Here is a 21,224-nt window from a genome sequence, read left to right as displayed (position 1 = left end):
AATACAGCAATTGGCTGAAACGTCGAGTCCCGCGCTGGATCACGGGTGCCAGGTCGAGACCAGACGCGCCATATCCGGGCGGGGGCGTTCGTCGAGCGGGCGCGAGGGGGTGCCGATGAACATGAAGCCGGCGATACGCTCTGGCGCGGTGCCGAACGCGTCGCGGACTTTATCCGAATAGCTCGGCCAGCCGGTCAGCCATCCGCCGGCGAACCCCTGGGCGTGGACGGCGTGGAGCAGGTTCATGCACGCTGCACCCGCCGACAGCTCCTGTTCCCATAGCGGGATATGGCTTTCGACCTTTGGCGCGGCGATCACGACGACCAGCGTCGGGGCCTGATGCGCGAACTGGTCGAGCGCCTCGATCTCGGTGCGCGACGCCTGCGGCCGTTCGCTGCGATAGGCGTCGATGATCAGCGCGGCGAGCGCCGCCCGCTGATCGGTGCCGACGACGACGAAACGCCAGGGTGCGAGCTTGCCGTGATCGGGGGTGCGCGCGGCGATCAGCAGGATGCGCGCGAGCTGGTCGGCATCGGGCCCCGGCGCGACGAGATCGCGTGGCTTGCCCGAGCGGCGCGTGGCGAGCAACGCGAGCGCGCTTGAGGTGTCGTTGAGCATGGTGCGGCAGATAGGCGCAGGGGCACGGTTTTTACAGGGCGCGCCCTGCCGCGAGATTTACAGGGCGCGCTTTGCCGCTAGGTTGCGCGGCAATGACGTCGCCGTCGTTCAAGGCGCGTTGCGTATCAGGGAGCGTATGAATGGTGGACACCCCGACCGCGGATACCCCGCGCGAACCGGATATCACGCATGTGAATCCGGCGCACGGCGAGACCTGGTTTGGTCATCCGCGGCAGCTGGCCCGGCTGTTCACCACCGAGATGTGGGAGCGGTTCGGCTATTACGGCATGCGCGCGCTGCTGACGCTGTACCTGACGAAGCATTTTGTGTTCGGCGACCGCGAGGCGACCGGTCTGTACGGTGGCTATACCGCGCTGGTGTACCTGACGCCTTTAGTCGGCGGGTATCTGGCCGACCAGTATCTGGGATCGAAGCGTGCGGTGAAATTCGGCGCGATCATCATGGCGCTGGGCTATCTGCTGCTGTGCTTCGGCGGGGAGACCGCCAAGCCGTATGCGACGATCGCCAACCAGCGCTACGCGATCCAGGTCATCGACCAGGCCGACAGCGAGGTCCGCTATCTGGTCGATGGCGCGAACAAGCTGAAGATCAAGGGTAACGACGACGGCACCGTCTCGCTGCTCGCGGCAGACGGATCGACCGCGCGGACGGTCGAAAAGGGTGGCTTCGAATCGGGCGCCGAACGCAGCGACTTCTACGTCACGATCATGCTGCTGGCGTTGTGCATGATCTCGGTCGGCAACGGTTTCTTCAAGCCCAACATCTCGACGATGGTCGGCGAGCTGTATGCGCAGGGCGACAAGCGCCGCGATGCCGGGTTCACGATCTTCTACATGGGGATTAACCTGGGGTCGCTGTTCTCGCAGCTGCTGTGCCCGTTCCTCGCGGTCGCGTTCGGCTGGTGGGCAGGGTTCGGGTTGGCGGCGATCGGCATGCTGTTCTCGTGGACGCTGATCCAGTTCGATGGCGGCAAGCTGAGCGGATATGGCGAGCCGCCGGTGCGTAGCGGACCCGATCGTGCGCTCGGCATCTATGCCGCCGCGCTGCTCGGCATCCCGATCTTCTACCTGCTGTTCGTCAATTTGATGAACGCCGAGCCGCCGGTGCCGGGGTCGGGGATCGTCGGCTACATCGTCTCGCTGTCGCTGATGGGTAAATTGCTGTTCGGGACGTTCCTGATCGCGGTGCCGGGCATCCTGATCTGGTCGTTCGCAAACGGCGAGCGTCGCGAGTTCCAGATGATGCTGGCGGCGATGGTGTTGATCGTGTTTAACGTCGTGTTCTGGACGCTGTTCGAGCAGGCCGGGTCGAGCCTGACGCTGTTCGCGGATCGCAACACCGACCTCAGCGTGTTCGGGCTGTTCAGCATCTCGGCGGGGCAGACGCAGTTCTTCAACGCGTTCTTCATCGTCGCGCTGGCGCCGGTGATGTCGATCCTGTGGACCAAGCTCGCCGCCAAGGGCCTGGAGCCGTCGATCCCGGTCAAGTTCGGCATCGCGCTGATCGGCGTCGGTGTCGGCTTCCTGTTCCTCGTCTGGGGCGCGAGCATGGTCGGGCCGAGCTTCAAGGTCGGGATCTGGTGGCTGGCGGGGCTGTATTTCATCCACTCGTTCGCCGAACTCTGCATCTCGCCGGTAGGCCTGAGCATGATCACCAAGCTGTCGATCGCGCGCGTCGTCGGGCTGATGATGGGGGTGTGGTTCCTGTCGATCTCGGTCGCGCAATATGTCGCGGGCGTGGTCGCGCAGGTGGCGAGCGTCGAGACCGTCGGCGGCCAAGTGACCAATCTGAAGGTCAGCCTGGATACCTATTCGGGCGTGTTCTGGACGATCGGGCTGGTGTCGGCCGGGATCGGCGTGGTGCTGTTGCTGGTGTCGCCGTTGATCAAGCGGTGGATGCACGGGGTTCAGTAAGGCTCGGTATTCCTCCCCTGCAAGGGGAGGTAGCTGGCATTGCCAGACGGAGGGGTATCGCCCTTTCGAGCGGGTCTCGGTGTCGATACCGGGCTACCCCTCCGTCAGCCCTGCGGGCTGCCACCTCCCCTCAAAGGGGAGGATCAGGTTCTTGAGCGGTTCAGATGCGCGTCATCGACATTGCCTTTTCGCCGTAGCGTGGCCCGGCGGTACCGCCCCTTGGCGCAGCGGCATCCAGTTTCTTCAGGTCGTCGGCAGAGAGCGTGACGTCCGCCGCCTTCATGCTGTCTTCCAGCGTGACGCGGCGCTTGGAGCCCGGGATCGGGACGATGTCGTCGCCTTGCGCGAGCAGCCAGGCGAGCGCGACCTGTGCGGGTGATGCGCCATGGGCGTCGGCGATCGTCTTGACCACCGCGACCATTTCCATGTTCCGGGCGAAATTCTCGTCCGAATAGCGCGGATCGTTGCGGCGGTAATCGCCTTCGGCAAGGTCGTCGCGACTGGTGATCTGGCCGGTCAGGAAGCCGCGGCCGAGCGGGCTGTAGGGGACGAAGCCGATGCCGAGTTCGCGGCACAGCGGCAGGATCGCCTCCTCGACGTCGCGTTCCCACAGCGAATATTCGCTTTGCAACGCGGCGATCGGGTGGGTGACGGCGGCGCGGCGGATGGTGTCGAGGCCGGCTTCGGACAGGCCGAGATGGCGGACCTTGCCCTCCGTCACGAGCTCGGCCATCGCGCCGATGGTATCCTCGATCGGCACGTTCGGGTCGACGCGGTGCTGGTAGAGCAGGTCGATGGTCTCGACGCCGAGGCGCTTCAGCGAGCCTTCGCAGGCGCGGCGGACGTTGGCGGGGGTGCTGTCGACGCCGGTCATGCCGGTGTCGTCGTAGCGGAAGCCGAACTTGGTCGCGATCACGACGCCGTCGCGCTTGCCCCGGATCGCCTTGCCGAGGAGTTCCTCGTTCTTGAGCGGGCCGTAGATCTCGGCGGTGTCGAACAGTGTCACGCCAAGGTCGATCGCGCGGTGGATGGTGGCGATGCTCTCGGTCTCGTCGGCCTGGCCGTACATGCCCTTGCCGATGCCGGCCATCGGCATCAGCCCCAGGCCTAGCGTGGAAACCTCGAGGTCAGGGCCGAGCGTGCGATATTTCATCAAGAGTCTCCTGGCCGGCCCCGGTCGCTTGGGTGCGGGCTGCAACGGAGATGGTAACGGCGGTGTCCATCGTCACGTTCCCGACGGTACGAAACAGGTCGGGCACGGTCTCGACCGCGATGAGCAGACCCAGCACCTCGAGCGGAATCCCCATCGCGAGCGCGACGGGCGCGACCGAGGCGATGAAGCTGATCGTGCCGGGCAGCGAGATCGACCCCATCGTCGTGATCGCGGCGGTTGCGACGCCCGCCGCCATCTGAGCAGGACCGATCGGCAGCCCGAGCCAGTGCGCGACATAAAGTGCGACCGCGAGGTTCATCGCCGGGCTGGTCGCGCGGAACACCGCGACCGAGAGCGGAAGGACGATGCCGGCGGTCGAGGCCGATGCGCCGAGATCGGTGGAGGCCTTCAGCATCGCGGGGAGCGAGGCGAGCGACGACTGCGTGCTGATCGCGACCGCCTGTGCCGGGGCGACCGCGCGCGCGAACCGGCCGAGGCTGACGCGGCCGCCGATCATCCCGATCGGATAGGCCGAGAGCAGGACGATGAAGCCGATCGCCGAGACGCAGACGATGTAGTGCAGCAGCGCGCCGAACGCCGCGGTGCCGGTCCGCGCGCCGACGCCGTAGGCGAGCGCGAAGATGCCGATCGGGGCGAGCTTCAGGACCCAGTTGATGATGATCAGCAGCGCATCGACCACCGCCTGGAAGAAGCCGGTGAGGATGCGGCGGCGGTCGTCCGGCAGCTTGGTCACCGCGAACGCGAAGGCGAGCGAGAAGACGGTGAGCGGCAGGAAGGCGTCGCCGGATGCCGCCGCAACGATGTTGGTGGGGACGATAGTGTCGAAGAACGCGCCGATGCCGGGGACCGGGCCGACCGGGGTCGCGCCAGTGAGGGCTTCACGCAGGGCGGTGCCAAGGCCGGCTGGCAACGGGAAGGCATCGAGGATCAGCGGCATGACGAATGCCGACATCAAGGTGGTGCTCCACAGGATGACGACGATCATGATCATCGCGCGTGCGGTGATCCGGCCGGCGCGCGCCGCTTCGGTGGTGGCGCCGATCCCGGTCACGAGCAGCCCGACGACGAGCGGCACGATCACCATCTGCAATCCGTGCAGCCATGCCGCGCCGATCGGCTGGGTGACCGCGGTCGCCGCCAGCGCGTGGCCGGGCGCGAACCGCGCCGCGAGGATGCCGAGCGCGATGCCGCCGATCAGCGCGGACAGGATTCGTGTAGTCTGCGACATGCTCGCCCTTGTTGCTAAGCCGCGCTAAGAACGACCAAAGTGCGATAGCGGAACAGGACGGCCCCGATGGCAAGGAAATATTTTGGTACCGACGGGATTCGCGGGGCCACCAACGTCTCGCCGATGACCGCGCAGATGGCGATGAAGGTCGGAATGGCGGCCGGCGCCTATTTCCTGCGCGGGGGGCACAAGCACCGTGTGCTGATCGGCAAGGATACCCGCCTGTCGGGCTATATGCTCGAATCGGCGCTGGTCGCAGGGTTCACCAGCGTCGGCATGGACGTGGTGATGGTCGGGCCGATGCCGACGCCCGCGGTGGCGATGCTGACGCAGTCGATGCGCGCCGATATCGGCGTGATGATCTCTGCCAGCCACAACCCGTTCGCGGACAACGGGATCAAGTTGTTCGGGCCCGACGGCTACAAGCTGAGCGACGAGGCAGAGGCGGCGATCGAGGCGTTGATCGACAGCGACGTCGACCTGGTCCCGTCGGCGCAGATCGGGCGGGCGCGGCGAATCGACGATGCGCAGGGGCGATACATCCACTTCGCCAAGTCGACGTTTCCGGAGAATCTGCGGCTCGACGGGATGCGCATCGTGATCGATTGCGCGAACGGGGCGGCGTACAAGGTCGCACCGTCGGCGTTGTGGGAACTCGGCGCGGACATCGTCGCGATCGGCGTGACTCCGAATGGCACCAACATCAACGACGGCGTCGGATCGACCGCGCCGCAGAGCCTGGCCGAGACGGTGGTCGCGAGCGGTGCGGACATCGGCATCGCGCTGGACGGCGATGCCGACCGGCTGATCGTGGTCGACGAGAAGGGCGCGGTGGTAGACGGCGACCAGTTGATGGCGACGATCGCGGCGAGCTGGGCCCGCGCCGGGCGGCTGGCCGGCGGCGGGCTGGTCGCGACGGTGATGTCGAACCTGGGGCTGGAGCGGCATCTGGCGGCGCAGGGACTTGGGCTGGTTCGGACAGCGGTCGGCGATCGCCACGTGCTCGAGGCGATGCGCGCGCGCGGCTACAATGTCGGTGGCGAGCAGTCGGGGCACATCATCCTGAGCGACTATGCGACCACCGGCGACGGTCTGGTCGCGGCGCTGCAGGTGCTGGCCGAGGTCAAGCGCGCGGGGGCGCCGGCGAGCGAGGTGCTGCACCGTTTCGAGCCGTTGCCGCAGCTGTTGAAGAACGTGCGGTTCGCGGGCGGCAAGCCGCTCGAGGTCGAGAGCGTGAAGGCGGTGATCGCGGCGGCGGAGGCCGAGCTGGAAGGGCGCGGGCGGCTGGTGATCCGGCCGTCGGGGACCGAGCCGGTGATCCGCGTGATGGCTGAGGGCGATGATCCGGCGCAGGTCGAGCGCGTGGTCGACCGGATCTGCGATGCAGTGAGGGCGGCGGTGTAACGGAGAAATCCGCTCTCACACTGTGGCAGGCGAGTGTCGCAGGGGGAGAGCCGATAACAGCGTATTACATTTTACGTTTCTGCGACCTGGTCGAGAGAACGTAAATGTCTGGGTTTGGTGGAAAGCGGACTGGTCGCTTGTGGGAAGTTATCAGCGAGGCGGACGTCACGCATGATCTGCTTTATGAAGCTCGAAAAGTTGTTCGACCGTAGCCCCCAAAGTTTTTGCGAGCTTTAGCGCAAGAACCGTCGATGGTACGAATACGCCGTTCTCGACAGTATTGATGGTCTTTCGCGAAACGCCGATCCGTTCCGCCAGATCCTGCTGGGTAAGCCCCGCCTCGATCCGCCAAGTTTTCAGATGCGCAACAAGCTCAGTCATGACGTAGCTGGAGCCATGCGAAGAATAGCGCGGTCACAACCACTGTTCCGCTGGTCGCAGCAGGCACTGCCCATATCGGCAACTCGATGCGAAAGAATTCCCCAAGCGACAGAAGCACAAGTCCGATCATCGCACATAGCAGCCCGACTTTTGCCGCTGCGGCCTGATGTGATCTTGCAAGCTCGTCGTTGACAACACCGCGCTCGGCTTTTGAAAAGCCCGCGCCTCCGGGCACACCGAAAACCCAGATTAATGTGACGATCATCCACAGTGCCCAGAGCACGATGTAGGCCGGCGTTCGGGTCGGATGCTCGTAAGCGTTGCTTATCGCCACAAACGAAAAGCAGGCACCGGCAAGCGCATTTAATAACGTTGATCTGCCTCGTTGAGATACGATCTGATGCGGCGATCGAGCAGTTAGCTTCATGATACCCTCTTTGCAACCTCAAGGTTACACGTAACCTTTGAGTTACATCATGTCAACGGTGGCTTATCTCGGGTGAGCGGCTGCAATTGGGCGTTAGCGGACGATCAGGCCAGGAACGGTGCGGCTATGTCGGGGCGGACGCGGAGGAGGCGGCCGGTGGCGCGGTCGAGGAGGGCCCAGGTGGAGATCGCCTCGACTACCGGCTTGCCGTCGGCGCCGATGAAGCGGACGTGGCGGTTGAAGCGGGCGCCTTTGGGGGGTTCGGGTACCCAGGTTTCGCCTGTGACGGTTTCGCCGGCCTGAACGTTGCCGCGATAGTCGATCTCGTGGCGGGTCACGACCCAGACATAGGCGGCGCGGTGCTCGGGGGGCGCGACCGCGTCCCAGTGCGCGGTGGCGATATCCTGGATCCAGCGGACCCAGACTGCATTGTTGACGTGGCCGAGCTCGTCGATGTCGGCCGGTGTCGCCGTGATCGAGAGCGTGAAGGGCGTCACCCAGCGACGCCCAGCTGCCAGAGCACGAAGGCGTGTTCCTCCGCGGCTTCGCGCAAGCTTTCGAAACGACCGGACTTGCCGCCGTGGCCGGCGCCCATGTTCGTCTTGAGCAGCAGCAGGTTGGCGTCGGTCTTGGTCGCGCGGAGTTTGGCGGCCCATTTGGCGGGCTCCCAATAGGTCACGCGAGGGTCGTTGAGGCCGCCGCTGATGAACATCGGCGGATAGGCGTGGGCGCTGACATTGTCGTACGGGCTGTACGAGCGGATCAGATCGAAGGCTGCCTTGTCCTCGATCGGGTTGCCCCATTCGGGCCATTCGCCGGGCGTCAGCGGCAGGCTGTCGTCGAGCATGGTGTTGAGCACGTCGACGAACGGCACGTCGGCGATCACCGCGCCCCAGAGCTCGGGGTCCGAATTGACCACCGCGCCCATCAGTTCGCCGCCCGCCGAGCGACCCGCGATCGCGATCTTGCCGGCTGCGGTCCAGTTCTGTGCGACCAGTCCCTTTGCGACATCGACGAAGTCGTTGAAGGTGTTGGTGCGCTTTTCGAGCTTGCCATCGAGATACCATTGCTGGCCGAGATCGTCGCCGCCGCGGATATGCGCGATCGCATAGGCGAAGCCGCGGTCGAGCAGGCTCATCCGTCCGGTCGAGAAGCCGGGCGGGATCGCATAGCCATAGGCGCCGTACGCGTAGAGGAAGAGCGGCTGCGTGCCGTCGCGCTTGAAGTTCGCGGGGTAGACGATCGAGACCGGGATCTCGGTGCCGTCGCGCGCGGCGATCTTGAGGCGCTCGGTGCCGTATTGGGCGGCGTCGTAGCCGCTCGGGATTTCCTGGACCTTGAGCAGCGTGCGCTCGCCGGTGTCGACGTCGTAGTCATAGACCGAACCCGGCGTGACCATCGATTCATAGCCGAGGCGCAGGACGGTCATGTCGTATTCGGGGTTGTCGCCGAGCCCGGCGACGTAGCTCGCCTCGGGGAAGGCGATGCGGCGCCCTTCGAGCGGGGTTTCGTAGCGGTGGATCGCGATCTGATCGAGCCCGTCCTCGCGGCCGTCGACGATGAAGAAGTCCTGATAGCATTCGACGCCGGTCATATAGAAATCGGGCGAGGGCGCGATCAGTTCGGTCCAGACGCCGGGTTCCTCGAGCTGCGCGGTGCAAAGCCGGAAATTGGGGTCGGTGTCGTTGGTGTGGATGAACAGCGTGTTGTCGTGGTCGTCGACATCGTATTCACGCCCGACTTTCCGTGCGGAGACGAGGATCGGGACCGCGAGCGGTTCGTGCGCGGGAAGGAGGTAGATTTCGCTCGTCACATGGTCGCTGGTCGCGATCGTGATCCATTTGCGCGAGCTGGTTTCGCCGACGCCGACCCGAAAACCTTCGTCCTCTTCGTGGAACAGCACGACGTCCTGGTCGATCGGGGTGCCGAGGCGGTGGAAGCGCGCATTGTCTGTACGCCATTGTTCGTTGGCGAGGCCGTAGAGGAACCCGGCATCGTCCGCGGTCCAGACGATCTCCGACAGCATGCCGGGGATGACCTCGGGCAGGTGTTCGCCGGTCTGCAGATCCTTGACGCGGACCTCGAACCGTTCGGAGCCGTTGTCGTCGATCGCATAGGCGAGGTAGCGGCCGTCGTTGCTGATCGAGAAGGCGCCGAGGCGGAAATATTCATGACCCTCGGCGAGCGCGGGTTCGTCGAGCAGCAGTTCGTCGGGGCCGCCGGCAACCGGCTTGCGCCACCATTTGCGGTATTCGCCGCCGGTTTCGTAGGCGGTCCAGTAGAGCCAGTCGCCATCCTTTTGCGGGACCGAGCTCTCGTCCTCCTTGATGCGCGCCTTCATCTCTTCGTAGAGCGTGTCGACCAACGGCGCATGCGGGGCCATCGCGGCCTCGAAATAGGCGTTCTCCTCGGCCAGATAGGCGAGGATGTCGGGATCGGTAACTTCGGGATAGCCGGCGTCCTTCAGCCAGGCATAGGGATCGTCGATCGTGACGCCGTGCGTGGTGAAGCTGTGATCGCGGCGCTCCGCGACGGGCGGCGCGGCGGGGGGACGTGTTGCGGAAGCGGCTGCGGAAGCGGGGGGCGTGCTGGTCATGCGCCCATGTACCGCGACGCGCGACGGGTGTCGAAGCCGTAAAAGGTGCGGCGGGCCGGATACGCTGGCCCGCCGCGGTACACTCAGCGCAGCCGGCGACGGGTTGCGGCGGTTGCGCCGAACCCTGCAGCGGCGGCACCGATCAGAAGCGCCAGCACGAGGACGAACGAGGTGCCGGCAGCGGCACCGGCAGCCTGGTCGGTGGCCGACTTGGCGGTCGCAACGGCCTGGGTCTTGGTCTGCGCGAACTGCTGCTTGGCGCGCGTCACCTGGGCCTGCGCCTCGGGACGGCTGATCTTGCGCTGGGCGGCGACGATGTCGACGATGCGGCTCTCGGCCTGGCGTCCGTCAGTGCCGCCACGGGCGAGCGCCGGCAGCGACTTGGCGATTTCCTTCTGCGCCTGCTCCGGCGTCATCTGGGCGGGATCGCTGGGTGCGTCGGACAGATATTCCATCGCCTCGCTGCGGACGTCGCCTTCGTCGATCCCGGCGATCGAGGCGGCCTTGGGGGCTGCGGCACCGACCGTGGTTCCGGCTGCACCGGCAACCGCGCCGACGGTGCGGAATGCGCCGCCGATGATCCCACCGACCGCCGAGGTCAGGAGATAGAGCGTCAGGATCAGCGTCACGCCCCAGACCACCAGGCCATGGACCAGCGCGTCGAAGCGCTCATGCACGCCAGCGACGCGGGCCGCCGCATAGCCGCCTGCGCCGAGTGCGACGATCGTGGTGATCAGCCAGTAGATCCCTGCACCGATGCCGAACCCGGTCGCGCCGGGCGTGGTGCCGGCCACCGGATCGACCATCGTCAGGCCGATGCCGGCGCCGAGGATGCCGAGCACGAGCTGGACCGCGACAGCGATGACCACGCCGGCAAAGATCGAACCCCAGGACAGCCGGGTCGGGGTCTTGTCGAGATATGCGTCGTCGATCGGCGCATGGCCTGTCGCCGCGCCGGTTGTGAAGGTCGTCATAGTCACTCCTGTTGAAATGGGATCGCTGCGGTTCAGGACCGCGAGGATTTCTTTGTGCGCGTCGCTGCTTCGGTGGCGGCGTCAGTGCCGGCCTGCTTCTCGGCGGTGCCGCGCTCGCGCGCCGCGTCGTCGCCGATGAGCTTGCCGATCGCTTCCTGGACCGAGCCCTTGCCGGTGCGGACCGCGGCGGCCTTGGCGGCGGGATCGTCAGGCGTATCGGGGCTCGAACTGGGTGTTCCGGAGCGGGGCGTTCGGGACGCGGTCATGCCGCCACCTTCTGCCGGGCGCGCGGCGCGGGTTTCTCGGCCATCACGCCTTCGCCGTCGAAGCCGCGTGCGCGTGCCCAGGCGACTGCCGCGATGCGCCGGTTGACGCCGATCTTGGCATAGATCCGCGCGACATGGTTGCGCACGGTATTGCCCGCGACATTCAGGGTGCGCGCGATGGTCTTGTCGTCATGGCCGCGACAGATCAGCGCCAGCACCTCGCGTTCGCGCGCGGTGAGGTCGTCGAGTCCGGGGCCCTCGATATCGGTCTGGGGAGCGCGCAGGCGCGCCAGCTTGTCCATGATCGAGCGGCTGAACCAGCTGGTATCCTTCATCACCGCGGCGATCGCCTCGACCAGTTCGAGTTCGGTCGCCTTGCGCTGCGTGATGTCCTGGAACGCCCACAACACGCAGGCGTCGTCGCCGAGCCGGATCGCCTCGGTCGAGACGAGGCAGTCTATCGTCGCGCCGTCCTTGGCCTGGATCCGCGCTTCATGCCCGCGCAAATCACGCCCGCCGTCGATCGAGGCCTCGATCGCGTGGCAGACCGCGGTGCTTTCCCACAGGTTTACCTCGCCCAGCGGCCGGCCGATGATCTCGGTCGCGGCATAGCCGGTCATTTGGGTGAAACTGGCGTTGACCTCGCACAGCCGGTGGCCGTCGCGCGCGCCGATCGCCATCGGTACCGGCGCGAGCTGGAAGGTGCGGGTGAAGCGTTCCTCGCTGTGGCGCAGCGCCCCCTCCGCCTTTCGCCGCGGTTCGAGATCGGCGAAGGTGAACAGCATGCACGGCTGGTCGCCCATGTCGATCGGCTGGCCGGCGACGATGACCAGCTTGGTACCGCCCTCGGGCAGCTCGAGCTCGGCCTCCATCTGCGGGATGGTGCGGCCCTCTGCCAGGCGTTCCTTGGCGAGATCGCGCCGGTCCGCTTCGCGCAGCACGTCGATATCGTACACCGTCTTGCACAGGACCTGGTCGCGCAGGTGGCCGGTCATATCCAGGAACCCCTGGTTGACCTTGACGAAGCGCAGGTCGCCGAGCCGACAGATCACCGCGGGTGCCGGGTTGGCGTTGAACGACTGTTCGAAGCGGTCCTCTGCCTCGTAGCGCGCCGAGACGTCCTGGAGGATGAGGACCAGACAGGCGGGTTCGCCGTCGTCGTCGTCATTGAGCACCAGGCTGCGGACCTGATGGACCCAGCGCGGGCTGTCCTCGCCGGCGACCGTTACCTCGACGACGACTTCGGAAAAGGCGTCGCCCGCGACGACGCGTTCGATCGGATAATCGTCGGCGTCGAGGCGGTGGTTGTTGCGATAGCGCAGCCGGAACCGGTCGCGATATTCGTCGACGGTCGCACCGAGGTCGGCGATATCGCCGACGCCGTGCATCGCCAGTGCGGCATCGTTCGCCCAGAGCAGGCTCTGGTCGGGATCGATCAGGATCACGCCCTCGTCGAGACCGACGATGATCTGGCGCAGATGGCGCAGATCCGCGGTCTCGCGCAGGGATTTGAACGATGCCGTTGTCATCGCGCGATCAGACGCGGCGGCCGTGGACGAGCCAGGCGATCGCATAGCCGGTGAGCCCTGCGGCGAGCGCCCACAGCATCGGCGTGTCCTGGACCGTCTGCGCCGCGATGGTGCCGTTCTTCTGCGCGGAATCGGCGATCCGCTCGCCGGCCGCCTTCAGCCGGTCGCGGGCTTCTTCCGCCAGTTCGGGAGCGCTGTCGATGGCATCGCCGACGATCGACTTGGCGCGGCCATAGGCGTGCTGCGCACCGCCTGCGACCTGGTCGACGACGCCGTCGACCTGCCAGTCGCGACTTTCCACTGTGTCGCCGATAGTCTTTTCGATCTTGCCGCCGACATAGCGGGCGCCGCCCTTGAATTCGTCTTTATTCATGATCGTTTCCTTCGCGGAATGAAGATACGTTGCGTTATCGGGGATGGATGCCACCGAACGAGCTGACGATCGCCAGTGTCCCGTTCGTGGACGATGATTGCCAATCGGCGCGCCATTAGCGTTAATGTCGTTCGTGCTGCAGGCAGTGCGGCCGGATTTGCCAAGCGTAGAAACTACCACGGCACCCGGTTGTTCCTGGTAGTGTTGTCAGCGGATATGGTCCGAATATACTACGTCTATGAGTGCCGCCTGGTTGTGATACAACTCGCTGAGCCGCAGGTGGATGTTGCGGGACGACGTGTCGGCCGCGTTGTCGGCGGCGTGGCGGTGGTGCTCCGCGCGCTTGAACATATACTTCCGCTCTTCTTCCGGAGACCGGGTGACGATGTCGTGATTACACTGTTCGCTCATGGTCCGGCGCTACCAGCCTGCACCATGCCGCGATATCGTGCAGATGCACCCCTGCGGTAGTAGATTTACGCCAGTCGGTATGGGGCGGGCCGCCGGGGGACGAGCGACCCCGCCGGGCGAGGCATCGGCTCGCTTTGCGACAGAATTGCAACAATCCGTCAGAACTATTCCCGTAGCGGACGTTTTCGATTGTCAAAATGGAAATGATGTGGCGACTTGTTGCGTAGCGGCGATGCACTCGCAACGACATCGCCGCACATCCACAGGGCCCAGCAAGAAGCGTTCAGGTCGACCGAAGTTTCGGCGATCGAGGACGGGAACATATCGGAAGGAACGCGGAAAGTCGTATTATCAAGGGGGCTTAGATGATCAAATCCACAACTTCGACCGTTGCGCTGGCAATTGCCTTTCTGTCGGGCTCTGCAGCCTATGCGGCCGATCCCGATCCGGCCGCGCCGCTCGCGGTAGCGATCCAGGATGGCTCCGCTTCACCCGTTCCGGCCGACGATATCGTCGTCCTCGGCACGCGCCGCACCGATCGCACGCTGACCAATTCACCGTCGCCGGTCGACGTGATCAGCGCCGCCGACCTCGCCGTACAACCCGCCGCGAACATGATCGACCAGCTGAAGAACATCGTTCCGTCCTTCTATGCGGGACAGAACTCGATTTCCGACGCGTCGACCTTCGTGCGATCGCCGTCGCTGCGCGGGCTGTCGGGCGATCAGGTGCTCGTGATGATCAACGGCAAGCGCTACAATCGCTCGGCGCTGGTGCAGGTCTATGGCGGCAGCGACACCGGTCTTGGCCGCGGCGCGCAGGGGCCCGACATCTCGGCGATCCCGTCGCTCGCGATCGGCAGCCTGCAGGTGCTGCGCGAAGGTGCCACCGCGCAATATGGATCGGATGCGATCGCCGGCGTGCTCAACTACGGGCTGCGGCAGGATCAAGGCATCGAACTGGTCGGGCGCGCCGGGCAATATTATGCGGGGGACGGCGAAAGCTATCAGATCGCGGGGAATGCCGGGATCAAGGGCAGCTGGGGGTTCGTCAACGCCACCGGCGAATATACCGACGAAGGCCAGACCAGCCGCGGGCGGACGCGGCCTTCGGCGGCGAACTTCGCGCAGAACTTCCCGGCGCTGGCGTCGCAGCTTCCGAATTACCCGCTGCCGGTGCAGATCTGGGGCAATTCGCCGTCGCACGGGTTCAAATCGGTGGTCAACGCAGCACTCAACGTGACCAGCACCAGCAAGCTCTATTTTTTCGGTAACTATGCGGAAAACAAGGGAAATCAAAGTTTCAACTACCGGCCTTCGGTGTCGAGCACGGCGGTCGATACCAATGGCGTGGTGCGTAACCAGGGGGCCAACGGGGCGTTCAACAACACCTTCTTCCTGACGCTGTGCCCGACCGGCAGCGCGACCTGCAAGGCAGGCGGGTTCGTCCGCGACGCCAACACCTTCCAGTTCTCCAAGCTCTACCCCGCCGGCTTCACGCCGCGGTTCGTCGGCAAAACGCAGGAAATCTACGGCGTGGTCGGCTACAAGGGCACCGCGGGCGACTTCAGCTACGACCTGTCGGGCACCCGTGCGCGCAACAAGCTGTCGCTGTCGATGTATAACTCGGCCAATTTCTCGTACGGCCCGGCGACCCAGACCAGCTTCGACTTCGGCGACCTGATCCAGAAGGAGACCAACCTCAACGCCGACTTCACCTATGCCCTCGACGCCGGCCTGGCCGCACCGCTGACGCTCTCGGCCGGCGGCGAATATCGCAAGGAAACCTACCAACAGACCGCGGGCGACCTGCAATCCTATGCCGCGGGACCCTATGCGGTCGCGCAGCAGCTCTTCACCCAGACCGCACCCGGCGTGTACGTCGCATCGGGCACCACCGCGGCGCAGGGCGTCGGCGCAAGCGGCTATGCCGGCACCAGCCCACAAACCGCGGGGAAATTCAGCCAGACCGCCTATGCCGCCTATGTCGGGCTGGAAACCGACATCACCGAGGCGCTGACGGTCGGCGCCGCCGGACGCTATGAGCATTACAACACGTTCGGCGATGCCTGGGTCGGCAAGGTCAACGCGCTGTACAAGTTCGCCGAAGCCTTTTCGGTCCGCGGCAGCTTCGGCACCGGCTTCCACGCGCCGTCGCCCGGCCAGTCCAACGTCTCGATCGTGACGACGTCGTTCAACAACGGCGTCGCGTTCCAGAGCGGCACCTATCCGACCAACACCGCGGTCGCGCAGTATTTCGGCGCGACCGAGCTGGGACCGGAGAAGTCGACCAACTACGGGCTCGGCTTCATCCTCGAGCCGGTGCCGGGGCTGACCTTCACCGTCGATGGCTATCAGATCGGCCTGCGCAATCGCATCGGGCTGACCTCGCCGTTCATCGTCACCGCGGCGAACCTGGCGGCGCAGCCCGCGCTGCTTGCGGTCGGGGTCGACGGGCAGGTGCAGTACTTCACCAACGGCTTCAAGACCCGCACCCGCGGCGTCGACGTGGTCAGCACCTGGCGCACCAAGCTGAGCGGCGCGCAGCTGAACTTCTCGCTGGCGTACAACTACAACGACACCAAGGTCACCGATTACGACGCCCGCGTGGTCGGTCTCGCGCAGCTGATCGATGCCGAGAACCTGGCGCCCAAGCACCGCATCGTCTGGAACGGCAACTGGTCGCTGGGAAATCTCAGCTTCAACGTCCGCGAGAATTACTACAGCTCGTGGACCAGCGCGCAGGATTACGGCGTGACGGTCACCAAGGCGGCAACCGCGACCACGCCCGCCGAGGGCTATGCCAACCAGCGGTTCGGCGGCAAATACACCACCGACCTGGAGCTGAGCTACATCTTCGCCGATCACTTCACGCTGTCGGTGGGCGCGCAGAACTTCACCGACGAGAAACCGGACCGGCTGAAGCCGACATCGACCGTGCAGATCTATCCGCTGACCGGCGGCACGTCCGACGGCCAGGTCTATGCGCGGAACGGCGGACCGTTCGGGTTCAACGGCGGGTTCTATTACACGCGGTTGCGTGTGAAGTACTGAGGGGGAGGGGGCGCTTCGGCGTCCCCCTGTTCTGGATAGAGCGCGCTTTGATTATTCAGGTGTGTGTCGCGTTGGTAGCGGCAATCGCCGAACGGCAATCCGTAATGCGTACCGCAATCTGGCATCGGTCCGGCAGGACGCCTTTCGCGGTATCTAATGTCCGATTGCGGACGTTAGCGATATACTCTCGTTATGCTGAGATCGGCCGCTCGTTCATGGACAACCTTCGGCGTGGCTCGAAAGTCGTCATCGAGTATTGCGGCAGGATGCTTTGAAATCTGGCAACAAAGTCAGACCGGTCCAGCTCAAGGCGCACGCCGTAACCAGCGTATGTCCGACCGACCGTGGGGTAGATCAGCCGCGCTTGCGCCATCACGGCGACGTCACCCCTCATTAGCGTCGGCCATTGCAGCCGGAGCGGTACCATTTGCGTTAGACGTGCTCTACTTGTGCGTATCTGGAAGATCGTCTACGAAAATTTGGGTATGATTAAGAGGTTGCTCTCGGTTGTTAATGGCTCGCTGAAGGTTGACAGCGAGAACCAGGCCGTCACCCCGATCGAAGCTCGCGACAGCGAGGCGCAGATCGTCGGCCGCGTGGTCAGCGTCTTCCAGCCTTTATGATACCTCGGCCGCGGCCCTCATTTCTGGACGAGTGCGAGAAGCTCGGATATGTCTACGGAGCTGATCGGTGGCGAAGCTGGTGCGGAGCATATCTATATACCTGGGACAGCCTCCACGGGGAGATAGAGGTTTTCACCAGTCGAGGTCGGCATTTCGGCGTGGCCCATGCAATGACTGGGGTTTTGGTTAAGCCTGCGGTGAAAGGTCGACGGATCAATGTCTGAGCCGACGAAATTCATAGATCGCTATGCGCTCGGTTTTGCTGAAGCCGAGGACATTAACGACTTCATCGATTATTGGCATGACTCCGACTCGATCGCAGAGTTGCACGATTTCCTCGGACTAAGCTGGGAAGAGTATACGCTGCTGGCGGCCGACTCGTATGCACTCCCGATCATCGTAAAGGCGAGAATGGAGCGCGTGCCTATCGCGAGGGCTGTCAATGACAACATACGATCTTACGAGCGCATCGCGGCGCGTTCTGATGACGCTGGCAAAATCAGTGCTCTCCAGCGATGGATTGCAGCTCAACCTGACCGTTGATTTGGAAACTCCCGAAGAGCGCCACGCGGCCCTGCTTGTACAGCGTCGTGGGCTTGAGCCGCCCATCGATGTAGAGGCGCTTGCCGCCTCAATGGCCACGGTGGCCAATAAGAAGTTTCCGCTGAAGATTGATGGCCTCTGCCTCGACCTAAAACTTAGTGGCGTCAGACCGAAGATCTGGATATCTGACGGCTTGCATCGAGTTCGGCGCAGGTTCACGCTCGCTCATGAGATCGGGCATATCCGCATTCCGTGGCACACCGGCACGATCGTCGACGAGGTGGACGTTCCGCATTCGAGAGAGCGGGGCAAATATGTAGAGATGGAGGCCGAGGCGAACCGCTTCGCTGCTGAGTTGCTCATGCCCACAGTATGGGTGCTTCGTTGTATCGAGCGCACCCATCACCCGACGGACCTAATGCGTTTGATCATCAAAGTAGCCGACGTCTCCTTCGATGCGGCCCTTTTTCGCGTCCAGAAGCTTTGCCCAACTGGTTACGTGGGAGCGGCCGTCCGGGACGGTTTCATTGCTTGGTCCGGTAGAACCCGGGGAACCAACGCCAAGCCACCCGCGGTTGGGAGCCGCCTAGACGAGTTCGATACGCTCGTCGTCGAAGCGCCACGGGAACTCAGTAGCTCAACCACCACGTACCTATGGTGGAAGGTGCGGGACACGGTTCGCATTCCAGGCGAGCCAGAAGAGCCATGGCGAGAGATACTCGGCAGAATGCTCTTGAGCATCCCAGAAGAGCAGCGGTTCCTGACGCAACAGCGGGTCAATGCGGTGATTGGCGCCGCGTTCAGTCGGGCAAGAAATGCGCAGACTGCAGATGAGTTCTACCTTGCCGCGCTCGAACAGTGCCAGAACAGGAACGATCGGGATCGTTGGCTTAAGGCGATTGTCGATCATCCCGACTTCCCCAGCTACCTCATTGCAAGATGCCACCAGCAGGCGAAGAAGCGTTTGGCTCCGTAGATTTCGCGCTGCCTCAAGCTCACTACCGCGATGAACCCACGGCCGCCGATCGTGCAGGCCACCTCGCTGACCAGTTACCGGGTCTTGCCAATCTTCACCTTAAAGCCTGAGGCGGTCCCGCGCTAGTCGGTGTGGAGAACTTCGTCACCGGGCGTTCGCGCCTGGGTACAACCAAGCCGCGGTCCCCCGCGCTTACAATGGCATCGCTGGTACGAGAAGCAGTGAAGCGCCTAAGATCGCACGCGCGCTTCTTGGCTGACTCTGTTCGCGGCCAGGAACTCTGCAGGATTTTTGAGAACAACTCGGCAAGGCGACTTCGGCTACCGTTCTGCTAACAAGCGTCCGGTTACCGACCCGAGCGTTCGAAAGCCGCCAGGCTGCTTTCCACCAAGTCGGACATTCGAGACCTTACGCGAGGCATGGGCTGTCCGTTCAAGCTAAGGTCGTCGGCGATGGCGGCGATCGAACCTGCACCTTTGGATGTGAGTCGAGAATAGCAGGCGCACGGGTCAAACCCATCTGGTACATTCTGCTTGACATCGTCACGCTGTTCAGGTACATATCAGGAACGCTGAAGAATTGCGGGTCGGGGTGGTGAGCGTGGGTGCCGGGGGGCTCCCGCGCTTTTTTCGTTCCGGTCGGCTGGGTCGGGGGGATGGCATGACGAACACGCGCGGAAAAGGTGTCGGGAACGGCGCCGAGAACGGTGGCGAGGACAGGAACGCGGCTGGGAACGCTGACGTGATGGTGACGGCGCGGAAGCGGGGTGGGACCAAATTGAAGAAGGCGCCGGAGCAATCGTGGAGCCAGGCAAGGCGCGGACGCTTCCTGGATGCGCTGGCGGCGACCGCGAACGTGCGGATGGCGGCGGACGCGGCGGGGATGGGATTGGCGGGCGCCTATAAAGCGCGCCAGCGCGACGCCGCGTTCGCCGAACTGTGGGAGGCGGCGCTGGAGCAGGGCTATGGGCGGCTCGAATCCGAATTGCTGAGCAGCGCGCTCGGCGAACGACGGGATGGCGAGGGTCATGTGATCGCGGACGTCAACGCGATCGAGCCGAATGGAGATCGAGCGGTTGTGGGGCGGCTCGACCAGACGCTGGCGCTGCACCTGCTGGCGCTGCGTCGGCCGTCGGCGATCGCGGGGCGGGCGGCGCAGAAGCGCACCTACAAGGCCGTGCCGATCGGCGACGTCGAACAGGCGCTGATGAAGCAGCTGGCGATCGCCGAGCAGCGGTTGCGCCGGGTCGCGCAACTGGCGGGGGCTGGCCTGGTGGAGGCTGGCGGTGCGGATGCGCAGGAGGACGGAACTGGTGCGACTGGCGGTGATGTAGACGGGCCGGAGGACGCGATCGGGGATGCGGCGTGAGCGCTTCGCTGTTCGCGCTGCGCGCGCGGCTGGCGGCTTTGCCCGAGCACGAACGGCTGGGGGTGCTGCGGAAGCTGACCACGCCCGAGCGGCGGGCGCTGGCGGATCACTGGCCGTTATGGGCGCATGACGGGCAATGCGTCGCGCGCGACGACTGGCGGGTGTGGCTGATCCGGGCGGGGCGCGGATTCGGCAAGACCCGGGCGGGGGCGGAATGGGTCAGCGCGATCGCGCGGGCGCGGCCCCACGCACGGATCGCGCTGGTTGGCGGCACGCTGGAGGATGTCCGGCGGGTGATGATCGAGGGCAATAGCGGGCTGATCGCGGTGGCGCGGGCGCACGAGGCCTATGCGTGGCGGCGGCATGACGGCGAGTTCCACTTTGCCAGCGGGGCGCGGGCCTACGCCTATTCGGCGGAGGTGCCGGAGTCGCTGCGCGGGCCCGAGCACGAGGCGGCGTGGTGCGACGAGATCGGCAAGTGGCGGCGCGGCGATGCGGCGTGGGACAATCTGATGCTGGGGCTGCGGATCGGCGAGCGGCCGCAGGTGCTGGTGACGACGACGCCGCGGCCGACCAAGCTGATGCGGCGGGTGATGGCGATGCCCGACTGCGTCGAGACGCGCGGGCGGACGCACGACAACCTGCACCTGGATGCGGGGTGGGTCGGGCAGATGGACGACCTGTACGGCGGCACGCGGCTGGGGCGGCAGGAGCTGGACGGCGAGATGATCGACGAGCTGGTCGGTGCGCTGTGGAGTCGCGCGGGGCTGGAGGCGCGGCGGCTGCGGACGATGCCGGTGCAGCGGGTGCGGGTTGTGGTGGGGGTCGATCCGCCGGCCGGGACCGCGAAGGGCACCGGCGGCGATGCGTGCGGGATCGTGGTGGTGGCGAGGGGCGACGACGACCACGCCTATGTGCTGGAGGATGCCAGCGTGACCGACCTGTCGCCCGAGGGATGGGCGCGCGCGGTGGCGGACTGCGTCGCACGGCACCGGGCGGACCGCGTGATCGCCGAGAAGAACCAGGGCGGGGCGATGGTCGAGAGCGTGCTGCGCGCGGCGGACCGCGTGATGCCGTTGACGTTGGTGCATGCGTCGCAGGGGAAAGTGGCGCGGGCGGAGCCGGTGGCGGCGCTCTACGAAAGTGGGCGGGCGTGGCATGTCGGCGGGTTCCCCGAGCTGGAGGACGAGCTGTGCGGGCTGGTGGTCGGTGGCGGCTATGAGGGGCCGGGACGATCGCCGGACCGCGCCGATGCGCTGGTGTGGGCGATGTCGGCGCTGATGCTGGGGCCGGCGAAGGATGTGCGGGTGCGGCTGGTGAAGTGAGCGTGCGGCGGGGCTGAAAGG

21 protein-coding genes are annotated in these 21,224 nt (G+C 65.1%); 9 read left to right on the top strand and 12 right to left on the bottom strand.

Annotated features, from left to right (window positions below; genetic code table 11):
* Window positions 1-39 precede the first annotated feature (39 nt).
* Window positions 40-618, bottom strand: a complete 579-nt coding sequence (locus SJY20_RS00235; RefSeq protein ID WP_380784605.1) for a nitroreductase — start codon at window positions 616-618, stop codon at window positions 40-42.
* A gap of 140 nt (window positions 619-758) precedes the next feature.
* Here SJY20_RS00235 and SJY20_RS00230 point away from each other — a divergent pair, with 140 nt between their 5' ends.
* Entirely contained in the window at window positions 759-2,552 is a 1,794-nt protein-coding gene (locus SJY20_RS00230; protein ID WP_380784604.1) for a peptide MFS transporter, read from the top strand.
* Window positions 2,553-2,712: 160 nt separating this feature from the next.
* On the opposite strand, the gene SJY20_RS00225 is transcribed toward SJY20_RS00230, so the two are convergent.
* The gene (locus SJY20_RS00225; RefSeq protein ID WP_380784603.1) at window positions 2,713-3,705 is read right to left on the bottom strand and encodes an aldo/keto reductase; all 993 of its coding nucleotides are present in this window, start codon (window positions 3,703-3,705) and stop codon (window positions 2,713-2,715) included.
* Entirely contained in the window at window positions 3,680-4,954 is a 1,275-nt protein-coding gene (locus SJY20_RS00220) for a dicarboxylate/amino acid:cation symporter (RefSeq protein WP_380784602.1), read from the bottom strand. Before SJY20_RS00220 ends, SJY20_RS00225 begins: the two co-directional genes overlap by 26 nt.
* Window positions 4,955-5,020: 66 nt before the next feature.
* Here SJY20_RS00220 and glmM point away from each other — a divergent pair, with 66 nt between their 5' ends.
* Window positions 5,021-6,358, top strand: a complete 1,338-nt coding sequence (glmM, locus tag SJY20_RS00215) for a phosphoglucosamine mutase (protein WP_380784601.1) — start codon at window positions 5,021-5,023, stop codon at window positions 6,356-6,358.
* 165 nt (window positions 6,359-6,523) lie between these two features.
* Here glmM and SJY20_RS00210 read toward each other — a convergent pair whose 3' ends face one another.
* The 9 genes from SJY20_RS00210 to SJY20_RS00170 all read right to left on the bottom strand — a co-directional run bounded on the left by SJY20_RS00210 (window position 6,524) and on the right by SJY20_RS00170 (window position 13,315).
* A complete protein-coding gene (locus tag SJY20_RS00210; RefSeq protein WP_380784600.1) occupies window positions 6,524-6,739 on the bottom strand; it encodes a helix-turn-helix transcriptional regulator in 216 nt (71 codons plus the stop codon).
* A complete protein-coding gene (locus SJY20_RS00205; protein ID WP_380784599.1) occupies window positions 6,732-7,166 on the bottom strand; it encodes a hypothetical protein in 435 nt (144 codons plus the stop codon). The genes SJY20_RS00210 and SJY20_RS00205 overlap by 8 nt, the downstream gene beginning before the upstream one ends.
* Window positions 7,167-7,270: 104 nt before the next feature.
* Window positions 7,271-7,663 carry an acyl-CoA thioesterase gene (locus tag SJY20_RS00200; protein ID WP_380784598.1) on the bottom strand — a complete coding sequence of 131 codons (393 nt, stop codon included), beginning with the start codon at window positions 7,661-7,663 and terminating at the stop codon, window positions 7,271-7,273.
* Window positions 7,660-9,762 carry a S9 family peptidase gene (locus SJY20_RS00195; RefSeq protein WP_380784597.1) on the bottom strand — a complete coding sequence of 701 codons (2,103 nt, stop codon included), beginning with the start codon at window positions 9,760-9,762 and terminating at the stop codon, window positions 7,660-7,662. The genes SJY20_RS00200 and SJY20_RS00195 overlap by 4 nt, the downstream gene beginning before the upstream one ends.
* Window positions 9,763-9,845: 83 nt before the next feature.
* Window positions 9,846-10,736, bottom strand: coding sequence for a hypothetical protein (locus tag SJY20_RS00190; protein ID WP_380784596.1), 891 nt, complete (start codon window positions 10,734-10,736; stop codon window positions 9,846-9,848).
* A 32-nt stretch (window positions 10,737-10,768) separates the two neighbouring features.
* On the bottom strand, window positions 10,769-11,002 hold the full coding sequence (locus SJY20_RS00185; protein ID WP_380784595.1) for a hypothetical protein: 234 nt from the start codon (window positions 11,000-11,002) through the stop codon (window positions 10,769-10,771).
* Window positions 10,999-12,531: a PAS domain S-box protein gene (locus SJY20_RS00180; protein WP_380784594.1), complete on the bottom strand. Its 1,533-nt coding sequence runs from the start codon at window positions 12,529-12,531 to the stop codon at window positions 10,999-11,001. Before SJY20_RS00180 ends, SJY20_RS00185 begins: the two co-directional genes overlap by 4 nt.
* Before the next feature lie 7 nt (window positions 12,532-12,538).
* A complete protein-coding gene (locus SJY20_RS00175) occupies window positions 12,539-12,904 on the bottom strand; it encodes a CsbD family protein (protein ID WP_380784593.1) in 366 nt (121 codons plus the stop codon).
* A gap of 207 nt (window positions 12,905-13,111) precedes the next feature.
* Complete coding sequence (locus SJY20_RS00170; RefSeq protein ID WP_380784592.1) at window positions 13,112-13,315, bottom strand: hypothetical protein; 204 nt, start codon at window positions 13,313-13,315, stop codon at window positions 13,112-13,114.
* Window positions 13,316-13,680: 365 nt separating this feature from the next.
* On the opposite strand from SJY20_RS00170, the gene SJY20_RS00165 reads away from it, so the two are divergent.
* The 7 genes from SJY20_RS00165 (at window position 13,681) to SJY20_RS00135 (ending at window position 21,203) form a co-directional block, all read left to right on the top strand.
* On the top strand, window positions 13,681-16,368 hold the full coding sequence (locus SJY20_RS00165; protein WP_380784591.1) for a TonB-dependent receptor plug domain-containing protein: 2,688 nt from the start codon (window positions 13,681-13,683) through the stop codon (window positions 16,366-16,368).
* Window positions 16,369-16,817: 449 nt separating this feature from the next.
* Entirely contained in the window at window positions 16,818-16,991 is a 174-nt protein-coding gene (locus SJY20_RS00160; RefSeq protein WP_380784590.1) for a hypothetical protein, read from the top strand.
* Window positions 16,988-17,215: a colicin E3/pyocin S6 family cytotoxin gene (locus SJY20_RS00155; RefSeq protein ID WP_380784589.1), complete on the top strand. Its 228-nt coding sequence runs from the start codon at window positions 16,988-16,990 to the stop codon at window positions 17,213-17,215. Before SJY20_RS00160 ends, SJY20_RS00155 begins: the two co-directional genes overlap by 4 nt.
* Window positions 17,208-17,534, top strand: coding sequence for a hypothetical protein (locus SJY20_RS00150; protein ID WP_380784588.1), 327 nt, complete (start codon window positions 17,208-17,210; stop codon window positions 17,532-17,534). The genes SJY20_RS00155 and SJY20_RS00150 overlap by 8 nt, the downstream gene beginning before the upstream one ends.
* Window positions 17,476-18,510, top strand: a complete 1,035-nt coding sequence (locus SJY20_RS00145) for an ImmA/IrrE family metallo-endopeptidase (protein WP_380784587.1) — start codon at window positions 17,476-17,478, stop codon at window positions 18,508-18,510. The genes SJY20_RS00150 and SJY20_RS00145 overlap by 59 nt, the downstream gene beginning before the upstream one ends.
* A gap of 660 nt (window positions 18,511-19,170) precedes the next feature.
* Complete coding sequence (locus tag SJY20_RS00140) at window positions 19,171-19,878, top strand: hypothetical protein (RefSeq protein WP_380784586.1); 708 nt, start codon at window positions 19,171-19,173, stop codon at window positions 19,876-19,878.
* Entirely contained in the window at window positions 19,875-21,203 is a 1,329-nt protein-coding gene (locus SJY20_RS00135) for a DNA-packaging protein (RefSeq protein ID WP_380784585.1), read from the top strand. The genes SJY20_RS00140 and SJY20_RS00135 overlap by 4 nt, the downstream gene beginning before the upstream one ends.
* The last annotated feature ends 21 nt before the right edge of the window (window positions 21,204-21,224 follow it).

Source organism: Sphingomonas sp. R86521 (genome assembly GCF_042466235.1).
Lineage (GTDB): Bacteria > Pseudomonadota > Alphaproteobacteria > Sphingomonadales > Sphingomonadaceae > Sphingomonas.
The sequence above is the reverse complement of the archived record's forward strand: the minus strand, read 5'-3'. Positions and strand labels throughout refer to the sequence as shown.